Raw genomic sequence first — 20,765 nt, 5'->3', positions numbered from 1 at the left:
CCCGAGGAAAGCGCGATGGACTTTAGCACAAAAGCCTTCGATTCGACCAAGGCGGGCCAAGCCGGTCTCGCCAATGCAAAGACCGAATGTCTGGTGGTTGGCGTGTTCGAGCAGCAGCCGCTCGCAGGGCTGGCCAAGGCGCTCGACGCCGCGAGCAAAGGTTTGCTCGCCCGCATGGTCAAGCGTGCCGAAATCGACGGCAAGCTCGGCAGCACGCTGATGCTGCACGAAGTCGCCGGCTGGAGCCCGGCGCGTGTGCTGTTCGTCGGTCTGGGCCGCGAAGACCAGCTCTCGCAGAAAGGTTTCAACGAAGCCACGCGTGCCGCCGTGCGTGCCGTGCTCGCCTCGCGCGCCACGGACGCCCTCTGGACGTTGCCGCAGGCCAAGGTCGTGGGTCAGGATACCGCCTGGGCCGTGCGCGCCTCGGTGCTCGCCCTGCGCGAGGCGACCTATCGCTTCACGCGCATGAAGAGCAAGGTCGAAGCCGCCAACACCGTGCTGCGCAAGGTTGTGTTCTCGGTCGCCCCGGACGATCTGAAGGCCGCCAAGCTGGCCGCCAAGCAAGGCGAGGCCATCGCCAACGGCATGGCGCTCACCAAGGACCTCGGCAATCTGCCGGGCAATGTGTGCACGCCGACGTATTTGGCCGATACCGCCCGCAAGCTCGCGCGCGAGTTCAAGCTCAAGTCGGAAATCCTCGGACCGAAGCAGATCGAGGCGCTCAAGATGGGGTCGTTCCTGTCGGTCGCCCGTGGTTCGGTCGAACCGCCGCAGTTCATCGTCCTTAAATATGAAGGCGGTAGCGCCAAGCAGGCCCCGATCGTTCTGGTCGGCAAGGGCGTGACGTTCGACACGGGTGGCATCTCGCTCAAGCCGGGTGAGAGCATGGACGAGATGAAGTACGACATGTGTGGCGCGGGTTCCGTGCTCGGTACGATCCGCGCGGTCGCCGAGATGGGCCTCAAGCTCAACGTCATCGCCATCGTGCCCGCCACGGAGAATATGCCGAGCGGTCAGGCGACGAAGCCGGGCGACGTGGTCACCAGCATGTCCGGTCAGACCATCGAAGTGCTCAATACCGACGCCGAAGGCCGTCTGATTCTGTGCGATGCACTCACCTACGCGGAACGCTTCAACCCGGCGGCGGTGATCGACGTCGCCACGCTCACGGGCGCCTGCATCATTGCGCTGGGCCATGTGAATTCGGGCCTCTTCTCGAAGAGCGACGCGCTCGCCGACGAACTGCTGGCCGCTGGCCGCACGACGGGCGACACGGCCTGGCGTCTGCCGGTCGAAGACGAATATCAGGAGCAGCTCAAGTCGAACTTCGCCGACGTGGCGAACATCGGCGGGCGTCCGGCCGGTAGCGTGACGGCGGCCTGCTTCCTGGCGCGCTTCACTGAAAAGTACGAGTGGGCGCACCTGGACATCGCCGGTACGGCCTGGAAGAGCGGCGCGGCGAAGGGGGCGACGGGCCGTCCGGTGCCGTTGCTCACGCAGTTCCTGCTCGATCGCGAAGCCCGGTGACCCGCGTCGACTTTCACACGCACGTGGCGGACCGGCTCGAATACGCGTGCCGGTTCGCGCGCAAGGTCTACGGGGCCGGGCAGACGCTCGTGGTCGTCGGTGAGCCCGACGTGCTGCGGGCGTTCGATCAGACCTTGTGGACGTTCTCGCCGCTGGAGTTCGTCCCGCATTGCTTCACGGCCGACCCCGTCGCGGCCCAGACGCCGGTCGTGCTGGCCGGACCTGACGAGCAAGCGCAGCATCATCAGGTCATGCTCAATCTGGCGAATCGCGTGCCTACGCACTTCGCGCGCTTCGAACGGGTGGTGGAAATCATCGGCGACACGCCCGACGACCTGTCCGGTGCGCGCGAGCGCTATCGCTTCTACCGTGATCGTGGCTACACCCTGAACAACTACGACCAGCGAGGTTGACCGTGACGAACGAGCCCGAGCGCAACGACCCCGGCATTCCCACGCTGACCGAAGTGCTTGCTGAGGGTGAAACGGTGCCTTCGGGCGCTGCAGGCGCTGCGGGCGACGCGTTGGCTGCCGCGCCGGTGGCGGAGCAGGGCGTCCCGGCCGATGTCGCGGTGTTTGCCGAGCGTGTGAGCGCGCGGCTCACGCTGCAACTGGCCGACGAGATCACGACGATGGTGGAGCGGCGCTGTCACGACGCGCTGATCGATCAGACGTCCTGGCTGGTGCAACTGATCGGCAAACAGGTGGCGGACGCCTTGCAGGCGCAACTGCCGGATCGTATCCGGCAGGCCGTCATCGAAGAGGTGGCGAAGCAGGTGCGCTCGCAGGGATGATCGAATAGACGGGTGACGCGGGAGGCCTGCGTTTCGATCAGGGGCGATACCCCGGCGTCATCCCGAGAATCCAGCGTGCGAGATCGTTCGCCTCGCCCGGCGCGAGTTGCAAGCCCGCGGGCATCGGAATTTTGCCCCACTTCCCCTGACTCCCGTCCGCGATGGAGCGCGTCAGTTCGTCCGTGGCACCGGGTTGCCCGGCATAACGTTTTGCGATGTCGCGATAGGACGGCGCGAGCAGCGTGCGGTCGGTGGCGTGACACGTCATACAGTTCCGTGCCCTGGCCAGTTTCTCCATGGCGCGGTGGTCGGGCACATCGGACTGCGGTGCAGCGCTCGCGCCTGACTGTGCATAGGCGGTAGCGGCGGCCATCAGCCACAAGCTCATCATCGTCCCGGCGCGAGCGCCGGCAAATCCCTTCATTCGATACTCCCCGACCGTGTTGACGGAATCCGATGCGAGGCTGCATGCCAGGGACGTCTGTGGGCGACGACTTTGGGCAGATGCATCGACGCGCCATTATACGGCGGCAATCGCGCCATCCTGCGCGGCACGACGACGCATGAAAAACGGCACGCCCGCCATGTAGCGGAACGTGCCGTTGCTTCAGGCCGATGTGCTTCGTCGCAACTGCGACGCGCAATCCCTGCGGATCAGCCCGTCGCACCGCCCTTGTTCGCCGGTTGTGCCAGCGCGGCGTACTTGGCGAGCACACCGCGTGTGTAGCGCGGGGCAGGGGCTTTCCACACGGCGCGGCGCTTGGCGAGTTCTTCGTCGGTCACGTTCAACTGGAGGAGCAGTTTGTGTGCGTCGATGGTGATCGAATCGCCTTCCTGCACGAGCGCGATGGTGCCGCCCACGAACGCCTCCGGTGCCACGTGTCCGACCACCATGCCCCAGGTGCCGCCCGAGAACCGGCCGTCGGTGATGAAGCCGACCGACTCGCCGAGCCCCTTGCCGATGATCGCCGAAGTCGGTGCCAGCATCTCCGGCATCCCCGGTCCGCCCTTCGGTCCGAGATAGCGCAGCACCAGAATGTCGCCCGCCTGAATCTTGTCGCTCAGTATCGCCTCCATGGCGCTCTGTTCGTCGTCGAACACGCGCGCCGGGCCGGTGATTACCGGGTTCTTCAGGCCGGTGATCTTGGCGACGGCGCCGTCTTCGGCCAGATTGCCCTTGAGGATGGCGAGGTGCCCCTCTTTGTAAAGTGCCTGATCGACGGGGAAGATCACATGCTGATCGGCGCGCGGCACCGACGGCACGTCCTTCAGTTCTTCCGCAATAGTGCGGCCGGTGATCGTCATGCAGTCGCCGTGCAGCAGGCCGGCGTCGAGCAGAATCTTGAGGACTTGCGGAATGCCGCCGGCTTTGTGCAGATCGGTTGCCACGTACTTGCCCGACGGCTTCAAATCGCAGATGACCGGCACGCGTGCACGAATGCGTTCGAAGTCCTCGATGCTCCACTCGACATCCGCGGCGTGGGCAATCGCCAGATAGTGCAGCACGGCGTTGGTCGAGCCGCCCGTGGCCATGATCAGCGCAACGGCATTCTCGATGGATTTGCGCGTGATGATGTCGCGCGGCTTGAGGTCTTGCTTGACCGCTTCGATCAGAACCCGTGCCGATTCAGCGGCCGAGTCGACCTTCTCCTGATCGGGGTTGGCCATCGTCGAGGAGTAGAGCAACGACATACCCAGCGCTTCGAACGACGAGCTCATCGTATTGGCGGTGTACATGCCGCCACAGGAGCCGGTCGTCGGACATGCGTTCTTTTCGATGCCCTTGAAATCGGCCTCGGTCATGCGCCCGGCGGTGAATTCGCCCACGGCTTCGAACGAGGAGACGATGGTGAGATCCTTGCCCTTCCAGTTGCCCGGCTTGATCGTGCCGCCATAGACGTAAATGCCGGGCACATTGATGCGTGCGAGCGCGATCATGCCGCCCGGCATGTTCTTGTCGCAGCCGCCGATGACGACCACGCCGTCCATCCACTGGCCCTGCACGGCTGTCTCGATACAATCGGCGATGACTTCACGCGAGACGAGCGAATACTTCATGCCCTCGGTGCCCATCGACATGCCGTCGGAGATGGTGGGGGTGCCGAAGGTCTGGGGGTTGGCCTGATGGGTTTTGATCGCTTCCACTGCAGCGTCCGTCAGACGCTGCAACCCCGCGTTGCACGGGGTGATCGTCGAATGGCCGTTGGCCACGCCGATCATCGGATTGTCGAAGTCTTCTTCCTTGTAGCCCAGCGCGTAGTACATCGAGCGGTTAGGCGAGCGTGCCACGCCTTGCGTGACATTGCGCGAACGACGGTTGAATGCCATGACGTCTCTCTCCTGAGGGGATGCGCCACGCCACGAGCCGTCGCAGCGTCGCACATAGGCGTTGTTGTATCACGCTGTGCTGACGATGGCATCCCGTTAGGTACGGAACGCCACTTGATGCGATGTTGCTGTGCTACTGCGCGTGAGCGGGGCGCCTTTGTCCACCGAGGCCGCCGCCGCTCACGTTTCAACCGTTCACGCGATTAGCCGCGCTTTGCCAGCTTCAATTGCGACAGATCGCGCACTGCGCCACGGTCGGCGGAGGTGGCGAGTGCTGCATAGGCTTGCAGGGCTTGCGAGACGACACGCTCACGGCCGACCGGTTGCCATGCGTCGTCGCCACGCGCTTCCATCGCGGCGCGACGGCGGGCGAGTTCTTCGTCCGACACGGCCAGATGCATCTTGCGCTGGGTGATGTCGATCTCGATCACGTCACCGTCTTCCACCAGACCGATGGTGCCGCCTTCGGCCGCTTCCGGCGAGGCGTGGCCGATCACGAGACCCGACGAGCCGCCCGAGAAACGACCGTCCGTGAACAGGGCGCAAGTCTTGCCCAGACCCTTGGACTTCAGGTACGACGTCGGGTACAGCATTTCCTGCATGCCCGGGCCGCCCTTCGGACCTTCGTAGCGAATCACGACCACGTCGCCCGCCTGCACCTTGTCGCCGAGAATCGCATCCACGGCGTCGTCCTGGCTTTCGAACACGCGTGCGCGGCCGGTGAAGACCCATTGCGATTCGTCGACGCCAGCCGTCTTCACGATGCAGCCCTTGTCGGCGAGGTTGCCGTACAGCACAGCCAGACCGCCATCCTTCGTGTAAGCGTGTTCCTTGTCGCGGATGCAGCCCACTTCGCGGTTCAGGTCGAGCGACGGATACGTCGACGACTGGCTGAAGGCGATGGTCGTGGGCACGCCACCCGGGGCGGCGCTGTAGAACGTTTGCGCCTTGTCGTTGGCGCTGTTCGTCACGTCCCACTGTGCAATTGCGTTGCCAAGCGTGCCGCTGTGGACATTGCCGCACGACGTGTCGAGCAGGCCGCCACGGGCGAGTTCGCCCAGAATGCCGATAATGCCGCCAGCACGGTGCACGTCTTCGATGTGGTACTTGTCAGTCGCCGGGGCGGCCTTGCACAGGCACGGCACGTTGCGCGAAATGCGGTCGATGTCGGCCATCTTGAAGTCGACGCCCGCTTCTTGTGCTGCGGCGAGCAAGTGCAGCACGGTGTTGGTCGAGCCGCCCATGGCGACGTCGAGCGTCATGGCGTTTTCGAACGCGGCCTTGGTGGCGATGTTGCGCGGCAGGACCGAGGCGTCCTCTTCCTGATAGTAGCGGCGGCACAGATCGACCACGAGACGGCCGGCCTGCTCGAACAGCCCGCGACGCCAGGCGTGCGTGGCCACGATGGTGCCGTTACCCGGCAGGGCAAGGCCGATGGCTTCCGTCAGACAGTTCATCGAATTCGCGGTGAACATGCCCGAGCACGAACCGCACGTCGGGCAGGCGCTGCGCTCGACTTCGGCGACTTCGGCGTCGCTGATCTTCGGGTCGGCTGCCTTGATCATGGCGTCGATCAGGTCGATCTTGGCGATGACCTGGCCGTCGCCCGACTTGACCTTGCCCGCTTCCATCGGGCCACCCGAGACGAACACGACCGGAATGTTCAGGCGCATAGCGGCCATGAGCATGCCCGGGGTGATCTTGTCGCAGTTGGAGATGCAGACCATGGCGTCGGCGCAGTGCGCGTTGACCATGTATTCCACGGAGTCGGCGATCAGTTCGCGCGACGGCAACGAGTACAGCATGCCGCCGTGACCCATGGCGATGCCGTCGTCCACGGCGATGGTGTTGAATTCCTTGGCCACACCGCCCGCCGCCTCGATTTCCTTGGCGACGATGGCGCCCAGATCGCGCAGGTGCACGTGACCCGGCACGAACTGCGTGAAGGAGTTCACCACGGCGATGATCGGCTTGCCGAAGTCGTTGTCGGTCATGCCTGTGGCGCGCCACAGGGCGCGGGCGCCGGCCATGTTGCGGCCGTGCGTGGAGGTGCGGGAACGGTAATGAGGCATGGTCGTCTTCCGTGAAACTACAGCTTGTCTTATGGGGAGGACGTCAAGATTCGTCTTTCCTTGGATGCTTGTCAAATATATTATTTGACTCGGATTGAGTCGAAAAACATATCATGGATCTGCGTCAGTTTCGATACTTCGTCGCCGTAGCCGAAGAACGGCATTTCGGCCGCGCCGCACAGCGGCTCTCGATGACCCAGCCACCGCTTTCGCAGCAAATCCGGGCGCTGGAGGCGTCGCTGGGCGCACCGCTGTTTGTGCGCACCAACCGCTCCGTCGAGCTGACGGCGGTGGGGCGGCAACTGCTGCCGGAAGTGCGCCGCATTCTTGCCGATGCCGACGCGCTGCCTGCCCTCGCGCAAGGGCTGGCGCATGGCGAGGTCGGCACGCTCTCGCTGGGCTTCGTGTCGACGGCGGACTACGGCATCCTGCCCCCGCTGTTGCGCGAGTTCGGCGAGCGCTATCCGCGCGTGCGACTGCAATTACTCGAAGCGACCAGCGACGTGCAGGTCGAGGCGCTGATGGACGGGCGTATCGACGCCGGTCTCTTCATTCCGCCGGTACCTGCGCGCTATGCCAACGAACTGTCCTATCTGCCCATCGTGCGAGAGCCGCTGATGCTGGCGCTGCCTGCGGGACGCCACGGCGGCGCAGGCAATGTGGACGGTGTGGACGATGCCGACAATGCGCCAGCGTCGCGCAACGACGGCCAGCCCGGCGCGCCGGTGAGTCTGGCGGATTTCGCCGATGAGCCGCTCGTCATCTTCCCCCGCCGCGTGGCCCCGGCGTTCTACGACATCATCATGGGATGCTACGCCGCGCTCGGCCTCACGCCGCGCGTGGGACAGGAAGCGATTCAGATGCAGACGATTGTCAGTCTGGTGTCGGCGGGCATGGGCGTGGCGCTAGTGCCGCAATCGCTGTGCCACTTGCGACGCACAGGCGTGACCTACCGGGCGCTGCGCGAGACAAGTGCGCTGATCGAGACCGGACTGCTGTGGCGCACGGCCGAAGTCACGCCTGTGCTCGAAGGGTTTCTGGAGACGGCGCGCGGCGTGGCGCATACCCCGCCGGGTGCGACGCTCTCGACCTGAGCCGTCTTTCCCGTCTTTCGGGTTCTCTGGACCATGGAAGTGGCACGTGCGGGCGCGCGCACGTGTCGCGCAGCCGTGCGCTCGTGGTATCGTGCAGCCCATCCTGCGGCGTGCCGGTGGGCCGTTTCACCGAGCGGCACAGCGCATGGTGCTAACAAGGAGACGCAGGAGACGGCAGCCGCTTTGCGAAGGCAGTCCCCGCGCCCCCTTGCGGAACTTTTGTTCACGAATCGATTCTTCTGATCCATGCTGATTCATCCTCAATTCGACCCGGTCGCGATTCATCTCGGCCCGCTCGCTATCCGCTGGTACGGCCTGATGTATCTGGTCGGCTTCATTCTCTTCCTGCTGGTAGGACGCTTGCGCGTGCGCCAGCCGTCCATCGCGGCGCAAGGCTGGAAGGCGCAGGATCTCGACGACATGCTGTTTTACGGCGTGCTCGGCGTGATTTTTGGCGGACGTCTGGGCTATGTGATCTTCTACAAGCTGTCGTTCTATCTGGCCAATCCGCTCGACATCTTCAAGGTGTGGGAAGGCGGTATGTCGTTCCACGGTGGCTTCCTCGGAGTGCTGGTGGCGATGTGGTTGTTCACGCGCCGTCGCGGACATTCGCTGCTCGAAGGCACCGATCTCATCGCACCGATGATCCCGTTGGGGCTGGCTGCCGGGCGTCTGGGCAACTTCATCAACGGTGAGTTGTGGGGCCGTGTGACGTCGCCCGATTCGCGCTTCGCGATGCTGTTCCCGCAAGCGGCCGGGGAAGACGCGCAGTGGATGCTCTCGCATCCGCAAGCGATGGCCGATCAGGCGCTGGCGACGGTGTTCGCGCAGTTCCACGGCCTGCCGCGTTACCCGTCGCAGTTGTTCGAATTTGCGCTGGAAGGCGTGGCGCTGTTCCTGCTGCTGTGGTTCTTCGCGCGGCGTGCGCGTCCGGTAGGGGCGGTGTCGGGTATGTTCCTCGTGGGCTACGGGCTGTTCCGCTTCCTCGCCGAATTCACGCGCGAACCGGATGCTTTCCTGGGCTTGCTGTCGTTCGGTCTGTCGATGGGGCAGTGGCTGTCGCTGCCGATGATCGTCGCTGGCGTGATCATGCTGGTGTGGTCGTATCGTCGGGCGCAGGTGACGTCGGCGGCGTAAGCGCGTAGTGACTTGCGGCGCGCTCGCGCCCATCGGTTTTTCGAATCAAAACGGGCCACCGGACATTGCGTCGGCGGCCCGTTTTTTCGTCTGTCGAGGCAGTGAAGGTCCGGCTTAGCCTCGGTCGATTTCCACAATCTCCACGTACGCCGCACTCAGCCTGCCTTGCGCGACAGCGCATGCAGCGACGCCATCAGGTCTGCAAATCGCTCGCCTTGCACCGTGACGTGGCCGCGCAGATGCTCCGACGCGGCGTCCGCGTCGCCTGCCTCGATCGCACGAAAAACGGCGTCGTGTTCCGAGAACGACTGATGCGGCCGGTCGCGCACGCGCAGTTGCAAACGGCGGTACACACGCAAACGCCGGTGTAGTTGCAGCGCCGTCTCCTGAAGATAGGCGTTGTGACTCGCCTGATAGATGAGCGCGTGGAAGTGCGCGTTGACTTCGTAATATGTGTCGATGTCGCGGGCCTCGGCCGCCGCGCGGCTGGCTTCGTGCGTCTGCCGCAGCTCGGCCAGTTCATCTTCGGTAATGCGGCGCGCCGCCAGCCGTCCGCACATCGACTCCAGCTCCGCCATCACTTCGAACATCTCGCACAGCCGCTGCGGGTCGATTTGCGCGACGACCGCGCCCCGGCGCGGCCGGATCTCGATCACACCTGACGACGCCAACTGAATCAGCGCTTCACGCAATGGCGTGCGCGACACACCGAACGCAGTGGCCAGCTCGACCTCGTCGAGTCGCATGCCGGGCGGGTACTCGCCCACAGCAATCTTTTCCTCGATGGCCTGTCGCAGCGCTTCCGATCGTTTCGGTTTTACGGTCATGACGCTCTCGCTCGGTCGGGTTTCGATCCCGTGATCGGGGGTCGTAGGGGATTCATGGTTACCAAAGTAGCGCGCGAATTCCCCATTGAAGATCGGGGTAAACGCCAAAAGTGTATTTTTTAATGGGTCGATTTGTATACACCGTGATTGTTTAACTATACGATTTCATTCCGAGAGCGGCAACTCGCGCACTCGAAACTTCAAAAACAAAGCAGTCATCCGTACATGCAGTGCCGGCGATCCGGTGGTGCACCCGGCGTCCGTCTTCGGCGGTTGGCGAAGCGGGCTTCGGGCGATGTCACGCACCGGACTTCGCAGGTTCATCGCTGACAAAAGTGACAGGAGACGCCATGGAGACAACACCTTCCCCGCTGCGGCGGCAACTCATGCTCGGTGCCGCATCGGCGCTGGTCACCGGTGGTCTGGCCAGCCCTTGGGGCGGCGCATTCGCGCAGACCGGCCCACTCAAGATTTCCCATCAATTCCCCGGCGGCACGCTGACCGAAGGCGATTTTCGCGACCGTTTGTGCCGCAAGTTCGCTCAGGAAGTCGAAAAGCGGACCAACGGCGCGCTGAAGTTCCAGATCTATCCGGGCAGCTCGCTCATGAAGACTAACGCGCAGTTCTCGGCGTTGCGTCGCGGGGCGCTCGACCTCTCTCTGTATCCGCTGCCGTACGCGGGCGGCGAAGTCCGGGAACTGAACATCGGGTTGATGCCGGGTCTCGTGACCTCGTACGCGCAGGGCAACGCCTGGCGCAACGGCGAGATCGGCAAGGTGCTGACCGACGTGCTCGCCGCGAAAGACATCGTGATCGTGAGTTGGGTCTGGCAGGCCGGGGGGTGGCCAGCCGGTCTAAGCCGCTTGTTGCGCCTGAGGATGCCAAGGGCCTGAAGATGCGCGGCGGCAGCCGCGAGATGGACATGATGCTCAAGGAGGCGGGGGCTGCGGTCATCTCGCTGCCGTCGAACGAGTTGTATGCGGCCATGCAGACCGGCGCGATGGATGCCGCGATGACGTCCTCGACCAGCCTGATGTCGTTCCGTCTTGAAGAAGTCTCGAAGCATCTGACCACCGGGCGCAACAAGTCGTACTGGTTCATGCTGGAACCGCTGCTCATGTCGAAGCAGGTCTTCGACAAGCTGCCCAAAGATCAGCAACAGGTCATTCTGCAAGTCGGGGCCGATCTTGAAGCGTTCGGCACGGAAGCGGCGAAGGCCGACGACGCGCAGATCGCGAGCGTCTACACGAAGGCGGGCGCGAAGGTCTATGACCTCGACGAGGCGACCGTGATGAAGTGGCGCGACATTGCCCGGCGCACCGCGTGGAAGGATTACGCGAGCAAGTCGGATACGTGCGCGAAGCTGCTCGCGCTGGCCGAGAAGGTGCCTGCATGAGCGGGGCCGTCGCGAGCGCGGAGCCGGCAGTCGCCCGTTCGCGTGCGTTGCGACGGCTCGACGCCCTCTTGCAGGGCGTGAGCCGTCTGCTCATGGTCGTGTGCATGTTCGCGCTCGTGGGGGCCGCGCTGGTGCTCAGCTACAGCGTGTTCGCGCGGCACGTGCTCAAGCTCGCGACCGACTGGCAGGACGAGGCCGCTGTGTTCCTGCTGGTCGGCGCGACCTTCGTGTCGGCCGCGCACGTCCAGCATCTGCGCGGGCACATCGGCATCGAGGCGATCACGACGCTGCTCTCGCCGCGCGTGAATCGCGTGCGACGTTGGTTCGTCGACATCCTGACGCTCCTGTTCTGCGCCTTCTTCGCGTGGAAGTCGTGGACGCTTTTCTGGGAGGCTTACGTCGACGGCCAGACCAGCAGCTCGACATGGGGGCCCCCGCTGGCGATTCCCTACGGCCTGATGGCGTTCGGCATGACGTTGCTCACCGTTCAGTTGCTGTTGCAAGTGGCCATCGGGGCGTGTGAGATGAGAGGCACTACGCAGCACGGCACGGGAGGGCACGCATGAGCGAGCTCACGATCGGATTGCTTTATGGCGGCACAACGCTCGTCGTCATGTTTTCGGGGATGCCCATCGCGTTCGCGCTGGGGGCTGTCGCGGTGGCGTTCATGTTCGGCTTCATGCCAGCGTCGTCGCTCGATACGGTGACGCAGAACGTCTACGAGGAGATGGCGAGCATCACGTTGCTGTCGATTCCGTTGTTCATCCTCAAGGGCGCGGCCATCGGCAAGTCGCGCGCGGGGCAGGATCTGTACCTTGCGCTGCACGCATGGATGCGACGCATTCCGGGCGGACTCGGCATCGCTAACGTCTTTGCGTGCGGGTTATTTGCCGCCATGGCAGGGTCGAGTCCGGCGACGTGTTCTGCCATCGGCAGCGCAGGGATTCCGGAGATGCGTCAGCGCGGTTACTCGCCGGGGTTTGCGGCGGGCATCATCGCGGCGGGCGGCACGCTGGGGATTCTGCTGCCGCCGTCGATCACGATGATTCTCTATGCCGTAGCCGCCGAGCAATCGCTCGGACGTCTGTTCCTCGCGGGCATCGTGCCTGCGCTGCTGCTCGTGGGGCTGTTCTCGTGCTACGCGGCATGGCGCTATCGAAAGGAATACGCCAACGCGCAGTTGGCGCTCGCACGCGACGGCACGCCGTCGCCGTTCCCGAGCGAGCCGCCCGCCACGATGCGCGAGAAGCTGGCGCTGCTGCCGCGCGTGCTGCCGTTCGTCACGCTGCTCATCGGTGTGATGGCGGCGCTCTACGGCGGGTACGCAACGCCATCGGAGACGGCTGGGCTGGGCGGGCTGCTGGCGCTCGCGCTTATCGCCGTGATCTACCGGATGTGGAAGCCGCGTCAGCTCGCACCGATTCTCACAGGGACGTTGCGCGAGTCGACCATGCTCATGTTCATCATCGGCATGTCGCTGCTCTACTCGTACGTCATGAGCTATCTGCACATCAGCCAGTCGGCCGCGCAATGGATCGTGGGGCTGCAACTGTCGCGCTGGGTACTGCTCGCCGCCATTCTGGTGATGGTGGTCGTGCTAGGCTTTTTTCTGCCGCCGGTGAGCATCATCCTCATGACCGCGCCGATCATTTTGCCGCCGCTGCGCGCAGCCGGGTTCGATCTGGTGTGGTTCGGGGTGGTCATGACAATTGTCATGGAACTGGGATTGATTCACCCGCCGGTCGGACTCAACATCTTTGTGATCAAGAACACCGCGCCCGATATCGCACTGCGCGACATCGTCTGGGGTGTGATGCCTTTCGTCGTGTTGATGGTGGTGGCTGTCGTGCTCATCTGTCTGATGCCCGGTCTGTCGTTGTGGCTGCCGGACCGGCTGATGGGATGACGTGAGATCACGTGAAATGGCGGCAGCCTAACCGAGCCCCGTGCCTTGAGAGGAAACCATGAAGGATGAGCCGATCATGTCCGCAATGTCTGTGCCCGTAGCGCTGAGTCCGTCGATGGCGGCGGCGTCTTCATCGCCCTCATCGCCCTCATCGCCCTCATCGTCTTCGTCGTCTTCGTCTTCGCTGGCCTCGTCATCCGGGCCTGGTCGCGGTGCGTCGGAGAGTGCGCCGGAAGTGAGCGCACCGGTGCCGTCGCCCAAGCCGACGCTCGGGGAGCGGCTCGGGCAGTGGTTCGGGCGCGGTAAATCGGGCGGGCAGGGCGGTGCGCCGAAAGACGGCAAGGACGGCAGGGACGGTAAGGGCGACGGCAAGGTCGTTGCCGCACCGCTGTCGGCGCGGGCGGAGAACGCGTTGCGCCGACAGTTGGCCCAGTGCTTTTCGGCGCGTCTGACGGACTCTTCCGCCAACGAGGCTGCGCGTGAGTTCATGGCGCGCTACGGCGCGGCGTCCGCCGAAGAACAACTGGCGTTGCTCACCGTTGTGGCTGACATCTGCGCGAGCGATGGCGAGGTTGGGGGCGAAGGCAAGGGCGCGATCAAGGACAGCAGCAAGGACGCCGCTAAGGACGCCGCTAAGGACGCTGCGAAGGACGCTGCGAAGGACGCTCGTCGCGCTGTCAACGCGGCGACCGGTCTTGCCGGGGCGTTGGGGAGCGCGCGCGTGCGGTTCCTCAAGCGCTTCAACGCGCTGCCGGACGGTCTCCCGTTCCTCGTCGGCTGGCGCGCCGACATGCTGCGTCATCGCGCGGCGCTGCCCGGATTGGCGGCGCTCGAAGAAGATCTGGGCAGCCTGTTCTCGACCTGGTTCGACGTGGGTCTGCTGGAGCTGCATCCGATCACGTGGGATTCGCCTGCGTCGCTGCTCGAAAAGCTCATGCGCTACGAGGCCGTGCACGAGATTTCGTCGTGGGCCGATTTGCGCAACCGGCTCGATTCCGACCGCCGCTGCTACGCGTTCTTCCATCCCCGTATGTCGCGCGAGCCGTTGATCTTCGTCGAAGTGGCATTCGTGCCGGAGATGGCGGCGGACGTCCATTCGCTGCTCGACGAAAAAGCACCGCTCGAAGACCTGCGACGCGTGCGATGGGCCATCTTCTATTCGATCTCGAACACGCAGCCGGGCCTTCGCGGCGTGAGCTTCGGCAACTTCCTGCTCAAGCGTGTGATCGACGAGTTGCATGTCGACTTCCCGAAGCTGCGCAACTTCGCAACGCTCTCACCGATTCCCGGCTTCAACGACTGGCTGCGGCAGCTCTCGGCGCAAGCGCTTGCCGAGGCCCTCGGGCCTAAGCGCGTGAAGTTGCTTGCGCAGGAGCCGTCGCTGGCGAAGCAAGCGTCGGGGACGCAAATGATGGCGTGGTTGCAGGCGTCTCCCGATCGCAAGAGCGGGCAGGCGTTGCAGCGCGCGCTGGGCGAAGCGCTGGCGGCGCACTATCTCGCTAGAGAGACCGTGCACGGGCAGCCGCGAGACCCTGTCGCGCGGTTCCATCTCGGGAATGGCGCGCGTGTGGAGCGTATCAACTGGCATGCCGATCTCTCGAAGAAAGGCGCGAAGCAGTCATGCGGGATGATGGTGAATTATCTTTACGAACCCGATGAACTCGACGCGAACCTGCAACGGCTCATCGATGGCGAGCCTGCGCTGGGGCGCGCGGTGTCGCGTCTTCTGTGACGACGGATAACCTCATGGAGACTCGTGTGAACGAAGTAGTGGGCGAAGTGCTGCGCGACGACAGTCTGCTCGACGAAGGATTGGTGACGCTTACGCTCTCCAATCCCACCAAACTCAACGCCATCTCGGTGGCGATGTGGCGCGCGCTGCGCGGGCATGTGCAGGCGCTCGACGAGGACTCGCGCGTGCGTGCCATCGTCGTTCGCGGGGCGCAGGGTAACTTTGCCGCCGGGGCGGATATCGAGGAGTTTCCGGTCGAGCGCGGCAGCTATGACACGTTGCGTCGCTATCACGGCGAGATCATCGGGCCGACGCTCGATGCGCTGGCGCGTTGCCGTCACCCGAGCGTCGCTTTGATCGAGGGCGTTTGTGTGGGCGGCGGTATGGAGATCGCCACGCACTGCGATTTGCGCATTGCGGCGCAGGGCGCGCGATTCGGCGTGCCCATCAACAAACTTGGGTTCCCGATGGCGCCGGGCGAGTTGCGCGGCGTGCTGGCATTGGCCGGTCGTGCGGCGACGCTCGAAATCCTGCTCGAAGGGCGGGTGTTCGGCGCGAGTGAGGCGCGCGAGAAAGGCCTGCTGACCCGCGTAGTCGACGACGAGGCGCTCGAGGAGGCAGGCTACACTTGCGCTCGGCGCATCGCGGCCGGCGCGCCCCTCGCCGCGCAGTTGAATAAGTGGCTGATCGCCCGGCTCGCGCCGCCCGTGCCGCCGCTGTCCGAAGCGGAGTGGCAACGGGCATTCTCCTACTGGGACTCTCACGATCACCGCGAAGGCGTGGCCGCGTTTCTCGAAAAGCGACCGCCCGATTTCCGAGGCCGTTGAGCGCCTTGTGTGCCGTTTGCGCTTCGCCTTCTTTGTGCAATGTTTATCGACGCATTTCCCGTTCTGATTGATTTCCGGTTCTGTTTATGACGCAAGACGCCAACCTCTATCGACTCTTCGCCGAACGCTTCCCTGCGGACAAATCGGCGTGCGCCATCGAGACTCCCGAAGGGCTTTACTACAGTTGGGGCGACCTTGAGCACGCCAGCGCACGTATCGCGAACCTGCTCGCGAGTCTGGATCTGACGCCGGGGGCGCGCGTTGCCGTGCAGGTCGAGAAGTCTCCCGAAGCGCTGTTGCTGTATCTCGCCACGCTGCGTGCCGGGTACGTCTATCTGCCGCTCAATACGGCCTATCGCGAGGGTGAGATCGCCTATTTCGTCGAGAATGCCGAGCCGGATGTGGTGGTGTGCAGTCCGTCGAACTTTGGCTGGGTTTCGAAGATTGCCTTCACGAACGGCGCGAAACACGTCTTCACGCTGGGTGACGACCGGACCGGCTCGCTGCTTGAGCGCGCGGCCTGGTTTGGCGACACGTTCGAGACGGTGCCGCGTGCACCGGATGATCTGGCCGCCATTCTCTATACCTCGGGGACAACAGGGCGCAGCAAGGGCGCGATGCTCTCGCACGGCAACCTCGCGAGCAACACGCGGGTGCTGCATGCGTTCTGGGGTTGGGGGGAGCGCGAAGGTGGAGACGTTCTGTTGCACGCGTTACCGATCTTCCACGTGCACGGATTGTTCGTCGCCAGTCACGCGGCGCTCTATTCCGGCAGCAAGATGATCTGGCTGTCGAAGTTCGACGCGCGCGAAGTGTTGCATCAACTGCCGAGGGCCACTGTGTTCATGGGCGTGCCGACGTATTACGTGCGTCTGCTTGCCGAGCCGGGACTGAATCGGGAAGTGTGTCGCCATATGCGCTTGTTCGTCTCGGGCTCGGCGCCGCTGCTGCGTGAGACGTTCGATGCGTTCAGCGAGCGCACGGGGCACACGATTCTGGAGCGTTACGGCATGTCGGAGACAGTAATGCTCGTCTCGAATCCGTATCACGGCGACGCTGCGAAGGTGCGCCGTGCAGGCACCGTCGGCGTGCCGCTGCCGGACGTGAGTGTGCGTGTGGTCGGCGACGACGGCCAGCCCAGTGCGCAGGGCGACATCGGGCATATTCAGGTGAAGGGGCCGAACGTCTTCGCTGGCTACTGGCGCATGCCGGAGAAGACGGCCGAGGAATTCACCGGTGACGGCTTCTTCAAGACAGGCGATGTGGGTAAGTTCGATGAGGACGGCTACGTGCACATCGTCGGTCGCTCGAAGGATCTCATCATCTCCGGCGGATACAACGTCTACCCGAAGGAAATCGAGGGTTTCATCGACGAGATGGATGGGGTGGCCGAGTCGGCCGTGATCGGCGTGCCGCACCCGGATTTCGGTGAGGCGGTGGTCGCGGTGATCGTGCCGCGCGCCGGCGCGCAGGCACCCGATGAGCGCGCTGTGATCGATGCCCTCAAGCAGCGTATTGCCAACTTCAAGGTGCCCAAACGCGTGCACGTCGTCGCGGAGTTGCCGCGCAATACGATGGGCAAGGTGCAAAAGAATCTGCTGCGCGAGCGCTTCAAGTGAGTTGCGATGTGACGTTGTGAACGGACACATTCGTAGAAAAAAATGCCGCCTCTGATCTTCAGAGGCGGCATTGTCTTTTGCACTGTCCGCAGGTCTGCGGGACGGCGCACTTACTTCATCTGCACCGTACCCGAGACCGTGACGGTCACTTGCGTCTTACCGCCTTCGAATTGCATCGGCGGGGCCGCGTCGGCGCTGGCGCTCACGGCCATCGCCTTCATCGCGTACGGGCGCGGCATCATCGGCGCGTTCGAGCCGACCTGCACCTGACGGATCGTGTAGCCGCTGTAACCGAACGCCTTCACGTTGTTCTGCGCCTGATTACGGAACGCCTGAATCGCCTGATTCGTCAGCTCAGCCTGCGTCTTCTCCTGCGCTTCTCGCGAGAGCGAGAACGATACGCCGTCCATCTGCATCTGGTCCGAAATCTGGCTCGCGAGACGCGACGCCGCGCCGAAATCCTTCGACGTCATTTGCAGTTCGGTGCGACCGCGCCAGGCCGTGATCTTGCCGTCGCGGTTGGTCGTCGGATACAACGAGACGTTGCCGGTTTGCACGTCGACAGCGCTCTGGCTCTTGGCGACGGACATCGCCTTGTTTGCCTTCTGAGTGAGGTTGCGCGAGACGGTGGCCGCGTCGGGACCTTGCTCCTGCGCCGACATGGTGATGTGCACGGTGTCCTGTTCGACTTCCTTCGTGGCGTTCGCTTCCAGACCCAGCACGCCGGAAACCTGACGCGCGGATTCGTCGCCCGACTGGGCATACGCGGCGTTGGCGGCAGTCGCAATCAGAAGAGCGGCAGCGAGAGACTTGCGCATAGTTGTTGTCCTTTTTCGAATGTGAGTTCGCATCTTGGCGGCGAACGTTTGACCGGTTGATGCCACAACGCTAGCAAGTGGGTACGCACTATGCGTGTGGCGGCAACGTTATACAGACGCTATCGCAACAATTTTGGTTCCCTTGGGATACTTTTCCCAAATCATGCTCTAAGTAAGTGCTTGCTAATGTATTTCCAATGCTCGGGTGACACGGGGGTGATCGAGAGACGGTTGCCGCGTGCGAGCACGAGCATGCCGTCGAGTTCAGGCGTCTCACGCATTTCCGTCAGCGGCACGAGCCGTGTCTTGCGATCGAGCTTGACGTCGACAAGTAGCCAGCGCGGTGCGTCGGGCTGTGATTTGGGATCGAAGTAGGGGCTCTTTGGGTCGAATTGCGTGGGATCGGGATACGCTTTCGAGGCGACCGTGGCGAGTCCGGCAATGCCAGGTACTGCGCAGCTCGAATGGTAGAAGAGCACGCCGTCGCCCACTTGCATGTCGTCGCGCATGAAGTTGCGCGCCTGATAGTTGCGTACACCGGTCCAAGGAAGGGTCTGCTGCCGGGCGTTGGCGAGATCGTCGATGCTCGCCTCTTCGGGTTCTGACTTCATCAACCAGTAGCGTTGGGTCATGAGGTGTCGGTGTTGGGGTGGTGCGGTACGGTGGGCATTGTGAGGACATCGCGCACGAAGACGATGCATCTGTCATCGAATGTTTGCCGCACTGCGATATTGGGCCAATTCCTATACTATGCTTTTGTGACCTTTGCGTGACGTTTCATGTACATGTTCAACCGCCTATGCCGATAGGAGCGTGAGTCATGGCAGCAGAGCCGTCTGTTCGTAGCAACGCGTTCATCTTCTATTCCCTTGCCACGGTGTCGTTCATCGAGACCAGTGTCCCCGAGTTTGTCTCCACGCTCAACCAGATGTATGGCGACGACGACGAGATGCGCACATGGCTGCAAGATACCTGGCTACCCGAGGAAGTCGAGCACGGGCGGCTCGCCAAAGACTATATCGCCCGTGTGTGGCCGGAATTCGACTGGTCCGAGGCTTACGAGGCGTTTCTGGCGCGTTACAAGCCACGCTGCGACGTGCAGTACATGCGTCCGTCGCTGGCACTCGAAGCGCTGTCGCGGTGCGTCACTGAGACGCAGACGGCCATGATCTACCGCTGCCTCGAATCATATATGCCGGTCGACGAGCTCAAGCAGATGATGCATAAGCTGAGCAGTGAAGAAGTCGGCCATTACCGCTATTTCCGCAAGACCTTCGACCGGTACAACGCGGTGGAGCAGCACGGGGTCATCAGCCGTTTGCGCACGATGGTAGCGCGCAGCGAACTGGTGCGCGACGAAGACATCGCGTTTGCCTTCGAGCCGCTCAACCGATTCTGGCGCACGCCGCCGCCGTTCGAGACGATGACATGGGATGCCTTCCTGGAGATGTCGGGCGACGTCATGAAGCAATACATGCCGGTGGAGGCCGCCACGCGCATGATGTTCAAGCCGCTGGAGACCGGATCGTGGTGGCGCGACCGTCCGGTCAAGGCGCTGATGGCTTTCATGGTCAGGCGCCAATACCCACAGTTGGGAAGCGAGGCCTGATGTCGTTGGCGCACCGGCGCGCGGCGAATCGTTTGATCCGGCCACCTGATCATTGTCGATGGACGAAAAAAAACCCCGCCGAGGCGGGGTTTTTTCGTTGCCGGTAGAGCGTATTACTTGCTCGTGCCGACGACTTCGACTTCCACGCGACGATCCGGGGCGAGGCAAGCCTTGAGCTTGGCGTTAACCGGGCCCTTGCAATCGGTCGTAACCGGGTTACGCTTGCCCTTGCCTTCCGTGTACACGCGGTTGGCTTCGACGCCCTTGCTGACCAGGTAAGCCTTCACAGCTTGAGCACGGCGCAGCGACAGACGGTCGTTGTACTTGTCCGAACCGATGCGGTCCGTGTAGCCCGTAGCAACCACGACTTCCAGGTTCAGAGCCTGAACCTTGCCAGCCAGGTCGTCCAGCTTCTGCTTGCCGGCCGGCTTCAGGACAGCCTTGTCGAAGTCGAACAGTGCGTCAGCCTGGTACGTGACCTTTTGCGAAACCGGAGCGACCGGAGCGACCGGGGTCGGTGCCGGAGCTGCGACTTGAGCGATGATCGAACCGTCGCACTTGGCGTTGGCCGTGGCCGGGGTCCAGTACGCATCGCGCCAGCACAGTTCGTCCGAGCCGTTCTTCCAAACCCACTCGCCGCTGCCGTTCACCCAGTTGTCGTTGACGGCTTGCTTCGAGGCCGCGATCGGGCCCGGAGCGGTCTGGACGTAGTTTTGGGCCATAGCCGAAGCAGCCATCACTGCGGTAGCTGCAACGATCGCGAGCTTAGCGAATTTATTCATATTTCTCCTCTCGAAATGAGATTACCGCAGGTTTACTGCGAGCCTAGACGACGGAACCAAAGTCTTACATCGCTCGAAGTATAACATCGGCAAATGCGCGAAAGCATGGCCCATGCACTTCGAATAATGTCTAACTTATGCCACGGCATTTTGCCATAGCGATTCGGACGCTCGCGAGAAAAACCCCAGCTTTGCCGCCCGTCGTGGCGCAGTTGTGGTTTGAGCGCAACACCTTTTGAGGCCCCTCGCCAACCGTTTCATTTCTTTCCCTTGTTTGACGTTTTGGCGTGCCAGACGT

19 protein-coding genes and 1 pseudogene are annotated in these 20,765 nt (G+C 63.3%); 12 read left to right on the top strand and 8 right to left on the bottom strand.

The window, feature by feature from the left end; genetic code table 11:
* Positions 1–15 precede the first annotated feature (15 nt).
* The 3 genes from NA29_RS17950 to NA29_RS17940 are packed head-to-tail and all read left to right on the top strand — an operon-like array spanning position 16 to position 2,320.
* Positions 16–1,527 carry a leucyl aminopeptidase gene (locus tag NA29_RS17950; RefSeq protein ID WP_039400126.1) on the top strand — a complete coding sequence of 504 codons (1,512 nt, stop codon included), beginning with the start codon at positions 16–18 and terminating at the stop codon, positions 1,525–1,527.
* Complete coding sequence (locus tag NA29_RS17945; RefSeq protein WP_039400124.1) at positions 1,524–1,940, top strand: DNA polymerase III subunit chi; 417 nt, start codon at positions 1,524–1,526, stop codon at positions 1,938–1,940. Before NA29_RS17950 ends, NA29_RS17945 begins: the two co-directional genes overlap by 4 nt.
* Before the next feature lie 2 nt (positions 1,941–1,942).
* Positions 1,943–2,320, top strand: a complete 378-nt coding sequence (locus NA29_RS17940; RefSeq protein WP_157744783.1) for a DUF2486 family protein — start codon at positions 1,943–1,945, stop codon at positions 2,318–2,320.
* Between the two features lie 37 nt (positions 2,321–2,357).
* Here the strand turns inward: NA29_RS17940 and NA29_RS17935 are convergent, their stop codons facing one another.
* From NA29_RS17935 to ilvD (NA29_RS17925), 3 genes are all read right to left on the bottom strand, one after another.
* The gene (locus NA29_RS17935; RefSeq protein WP_224786886.1) at positions 2,358–2,744 is read right to left on the bottom strand and encodes a c-type cytochrome; all 387 of its coding nucleotides are present in this window, start codon (positions 2,742–2,744) and stop codon (positions 2,358–2,360) included.
* Between the two features lie 230 nt (positions 2,745–2,974).
* A complete protein-coding gene (gene ilvD, locus NA29_RS17930; RefSeq protein WP_039400121.1) occupies positions 2,975–4,648 on the bottom strand; it encodes a dihydroxy-acid dehydratase in 1,674 nt (557 codons plus the stop codon).
* Between the two features lie 203 nt (positions 4,649–4,851).
* Positions 4,852–6,720, bottom strand: coding sequence for a dihydroxy-acid dehydratase (gene ilvD, locus NA29_RS17925; RefSeq protein WP_039400118.1), 1,869 nt, complete (start codon positions 6,718–6,720; stop codon positions 4,852–4,854).
* A gap of 113 nt (positions 6,721–6,833) precedes the next feature.
* Here ilvD (NA29_RS17925) and NA29_RS17920 point away from each other — a divergent pair, with 113 nt between their 5' ends.
* Both NA29_RS17920 and lgt read left to right on the top strand, forming a co-directional pair.
* A complete protein-coding gene (locus NA29_RS17920) occupies positions 6,834–7,814 on the top strand; it encodes a LysR family transcriptional regulator (RefSeq protein WP_039400116.1) in 981 nt (326 codons plus the stop codon).
* Between the two features lie 246 nt (positions 7,815–8,060).
* Positions 8,061–8,951, top strand: a complete 891-nt coding sequence (lgt, locus tag NA29_RS17915) for a prolipoprotein diacylglyceryl transferase (protein WP_039400114.1) — start codon at positions 8,061–8,063, stop codon at positions 8,949–8,951.
* A 155-nt stretch (positions 8,952–9,106) separates the two neighbouring features.
* Here the strand turns inward: lgt and NA29_RS17910 are convergent, their stop codons facing one another.
* Positions 9,107–9,778: a GntR family transcriptional regulator gene (locus NA29_RS17910; protein WP_039400112.1), complete on the bottom strand. Its 672-nt coding sequence runs from the start codon at positions 9,776–9,778 to the stop codon at positions 9,107–9,109.
* Positions 9,779–10,164: 386 nt separating this feature from the next.
* On the opposite strand from NA29_RS17910, the pseudogene dctP reads away from it, so the two are divergent.
* The 3 genes and pseudogenes from dctP to NA29_RS17895 all read left to right on the top strand — a co-directional run bounded on the left by dctP (position 10,165) and on the right by NA29_RS17895 (position 13,080).
* Positions 10,165–11,174: pseudogene (dctP, locus tag NA29_RS17905) on the top strand (TRAP transporter substrate-binding protein DctP).
* Positions 11,171–11,740, top strand: a complete 570-nt coding sequence (locus NA29_RS17900) for a TRAP transporter small permease (protein ID WP_052253034.1) — start codon at positions 11,171–11,173, stop codon at positions 11,738–11,740. Before dctP ends, NA29_RS17900 begins: the two are co-directional and overlap by 4 nt.
* A complete protein-coding gene (locus tag NA29_RS17895) occupies positions 11,737–13,080 on the top strand; it encodes a TRAP transporter large permease (protein ID WP_039400107.1) in 1,344 nt (447 codons plus the stop codon). Before NA29_RS17900 ends, NA29_RS17895 begins: the two co-directional genes overlap by 4 nt.
* 27 nt (positions 13,081–13,107) lie before the next feature.
* Here the strand turns inward: NA29_RS17895 and NA29_RS26375 are convergent, their stop codons facing one another.
* A complete protein-coding gene (locus NA29_RS26375) occupies positions 13,108–13,341 on the bottom strand; it encodes a hypothetical protein (RefSeq protein ID WP_224786885.1) in 234 nt (77 codons plus the stop codon).
* Between NA29_RS26375 and NA29_RS17890 the strand changes: the two genes are divergently transcribed.
* From NA29_RS17890 to NA29_RS17880, 3 genes are all read left to right on the top strand, one after another.
* Complete coding sequence (locus NA29_RS17890) at positions 13,316–14,812, top strand: malonyl-CoA decarboxylase domain-containing protein (RefSeq protein ID WP_039400104.1); 1,497 nt, start codon at positions 13,316–13,318, stop codon at positions 14,810–14,812. The genes NA29_RS26375 and NA29_RS17890 overlap by 26 nt on opposite strands.
* A 26-nt stretch (positions 14,813–14,838) precedes the next feature.
* Positions 14,839–15,639, top strand: coding sequence for an enoyl-CoA hydratase/isomerase family protein (locus NA29_RS17885; RefSeq protein WP_231965080.1), 801 nt, complete (start codon positions 14,839–14,841; stop codon positions 15,637–15,639).
* 86 nt (positions 15,640–15,725) lie between these two features.
* Positions 15,726–17,258 carry a malonate--CoA ligase gene (locus tag NA29_RS17880; protein ID WP_039400101.1) on the top strand — a complete coding sequence of 511 codons (1,533 nt, stop codon included), beginning with the start codon at positions 15,726–15,728 and terminating at the stop codon, positions 17,256–17,258.
* Positions 17,259–17,368: 110 nt separating this feature from the next.
* On the opposite strand, the gene NA29_RS17875 is transcribed toward NA29_RS17880, so the two are convergent.
* Together NA29_RS17875 and NA29_RS17870 are read right to left on the bottom strand one after the other, a co-directional pair.
* Entirely contained in the window at positions 17,369–18,076 is a 708-nt protein-coding gene (locus NA29_RS17875) for an SIMPL domain-containing protein (protein WP_039400099.1), read from the bottom strand.
* Between the two features lie 161 nt (positions 18,077–18,237).
* The gene (locus NA29_RS17870; RefSeq protein ID WP_039400097.1) at positions 18,238–18,708 is read right to left on the bottom strand and encodes an EVE domain-containing protein; all 471 of its coding nucleotides are present in this window, start codon (positions 18,706–18,708) and stop codon (positions 18,238–18,240) included.
* Between the two features lie 188 nt (positions 18,709–18,896).
* On the opposite strand from NA29_RS17870, the gene NA29_RS17865 reads away from it, so the two are divergent.
* A complete protein-coding gene (locus tag NA29_RS17865; protein ID WP_052253033.1) occupies positions 18,897–19,685 on the top strand; it encodes a hypothetical protein in 789 nt (262 codons plus the stop codon).
* Between the two features lie 113 nt (positions 19,686–19,798).
* Here NA29_RS17865 and ompA read toward each other — a convergent pair whose 3' ends face one another.
* Entirely contained in the window at positions 19,799–20,467 is a 669-nt protein-coding gene (gene ompA / locus NA29_RS17860; protein ID WP_039400094.1) for an outer membrane protein OmpA, read from the bottom strand.
* Positions 20,468–20,765 lie beyond the last annotated feature (298 nt).

The organism is Pandoraea sputorum (assembly GCF_000814845.2).
Lineage (GTDB): Bacteria > Pseudomonadota > Gammaproteobacteria > Burkholderiales > Burkholderiaceae > Pandoraea > Pandoraea sputorum.
Note: the sequence above shows the minus strand (reverse complement) of the source record. Positions and strands in the feature narration are given on the sequence as shown.

What these genes read in the sequence shown, in the direction of transcription:
- NA29_RS17910 (WP_039400112.1), bottom strand. Translation starts at nt 9,778, where the DNA reads ATGACCGTAAAACCGAAACGATCGGAAGCGCTGCGACAGGCCATCGAG.
- lgt (WP_039400114.1), top strand. Translation starts at nt 8,061, where the DNA reads ATGCTGATTCATCCTCAATTCGACCCGGTCGCGATTCATCTCGGCCCG.
- ilvD (WP_039400121.1), bottom strand. Translation starts at nt 4,648, where the DNA reads ATGGCATTCAACCGTCGTTCGCGCAATGTCACGCAAGGCGTGGCACGC.
- NA29_RS17865 (WP_052253033.1), top strand. Translation starts at nt 18,897, where the DNA reads ATGGCAGCAGAGCCGTCTGTTCGTAGCAACGCGTTCATCTTCTATTCC.
- NA29_RS17900 (WP_052253034.1), top strand. Translation starts at nt 11,171, where the DNA reads ATGAGCGGGGCCGTCGCGAGCGCGGAGCCGGCAGTCGCCCGTTCGCGT.
- NA29_RS17950 (WP_039400126.1), top strand. Translation starts at nt 16, where the DNA reads ATGGACTTTAGCACAAAAGCCTTCGATTCGACCAAGGCGGGCCAAGCC.
- NA29_RS17880 (WP_039400101.1), top strand. Translation starts at nt 15,726, where the DNA reads ATGACGCAAGACGCCAACCTCTATCGACTCTTCGCCGAACGCTTCCCT.
- NA29_RS17895 (WP_039400107.1), top strand. Translation starts at nt 11,737, where the DNA reads ATGAGCGAGCTCACGATCGGATTGCTTTATGGCGGCACAACGCTCGTC.
- NA29_RS17870 (WP_039400097.1), bottom strand. Translation starts at nt 18,708, where the DNA reads ATGACCCAACGCTACTGGTTGATGAAGTCAGAACCCGAAGAGGCGAGC.
- NA29_RS17920 (WP_039400116.1), top strand. Translation starts at nt 6,834, where the DNA reads ATGGATCTGCGTCAGTTTCGATACTTCGTCGCCGTAGCCGAAGAACGG.
- ompA (WP_039400094.1), bottom strand. Translation starts at nt 20,467, where the DNA reads ATGAATAAATTCGCTAAGCTCGCGATCGTTGCAGCTACCGCAGTGATG.
- NA29_RS17935 (WP_224786886.1), bottom strand. Translation starts at nt 2,744, where the DNA reads ATGAAGGGATTTGCCGGCGCTCGCGCCGGGACGATGATGAGCTTGTGG.
- NA29_RS17875 (WP_039400099.1), bottom strand. Translation starts at nt 18,076, where the DNA reads ATGCGCAAGTCTCTCGCTGCCGCTCTTCTGATTGCGACTGCCGCCAAC.
- ilvD (WP_039400118.1), bottom strand. Translation starts at nt 6,720, where the DNA reads ATGCCTCATTACCGTTCCCGCACCTCCACGCACGGCCGCAACATGGCC.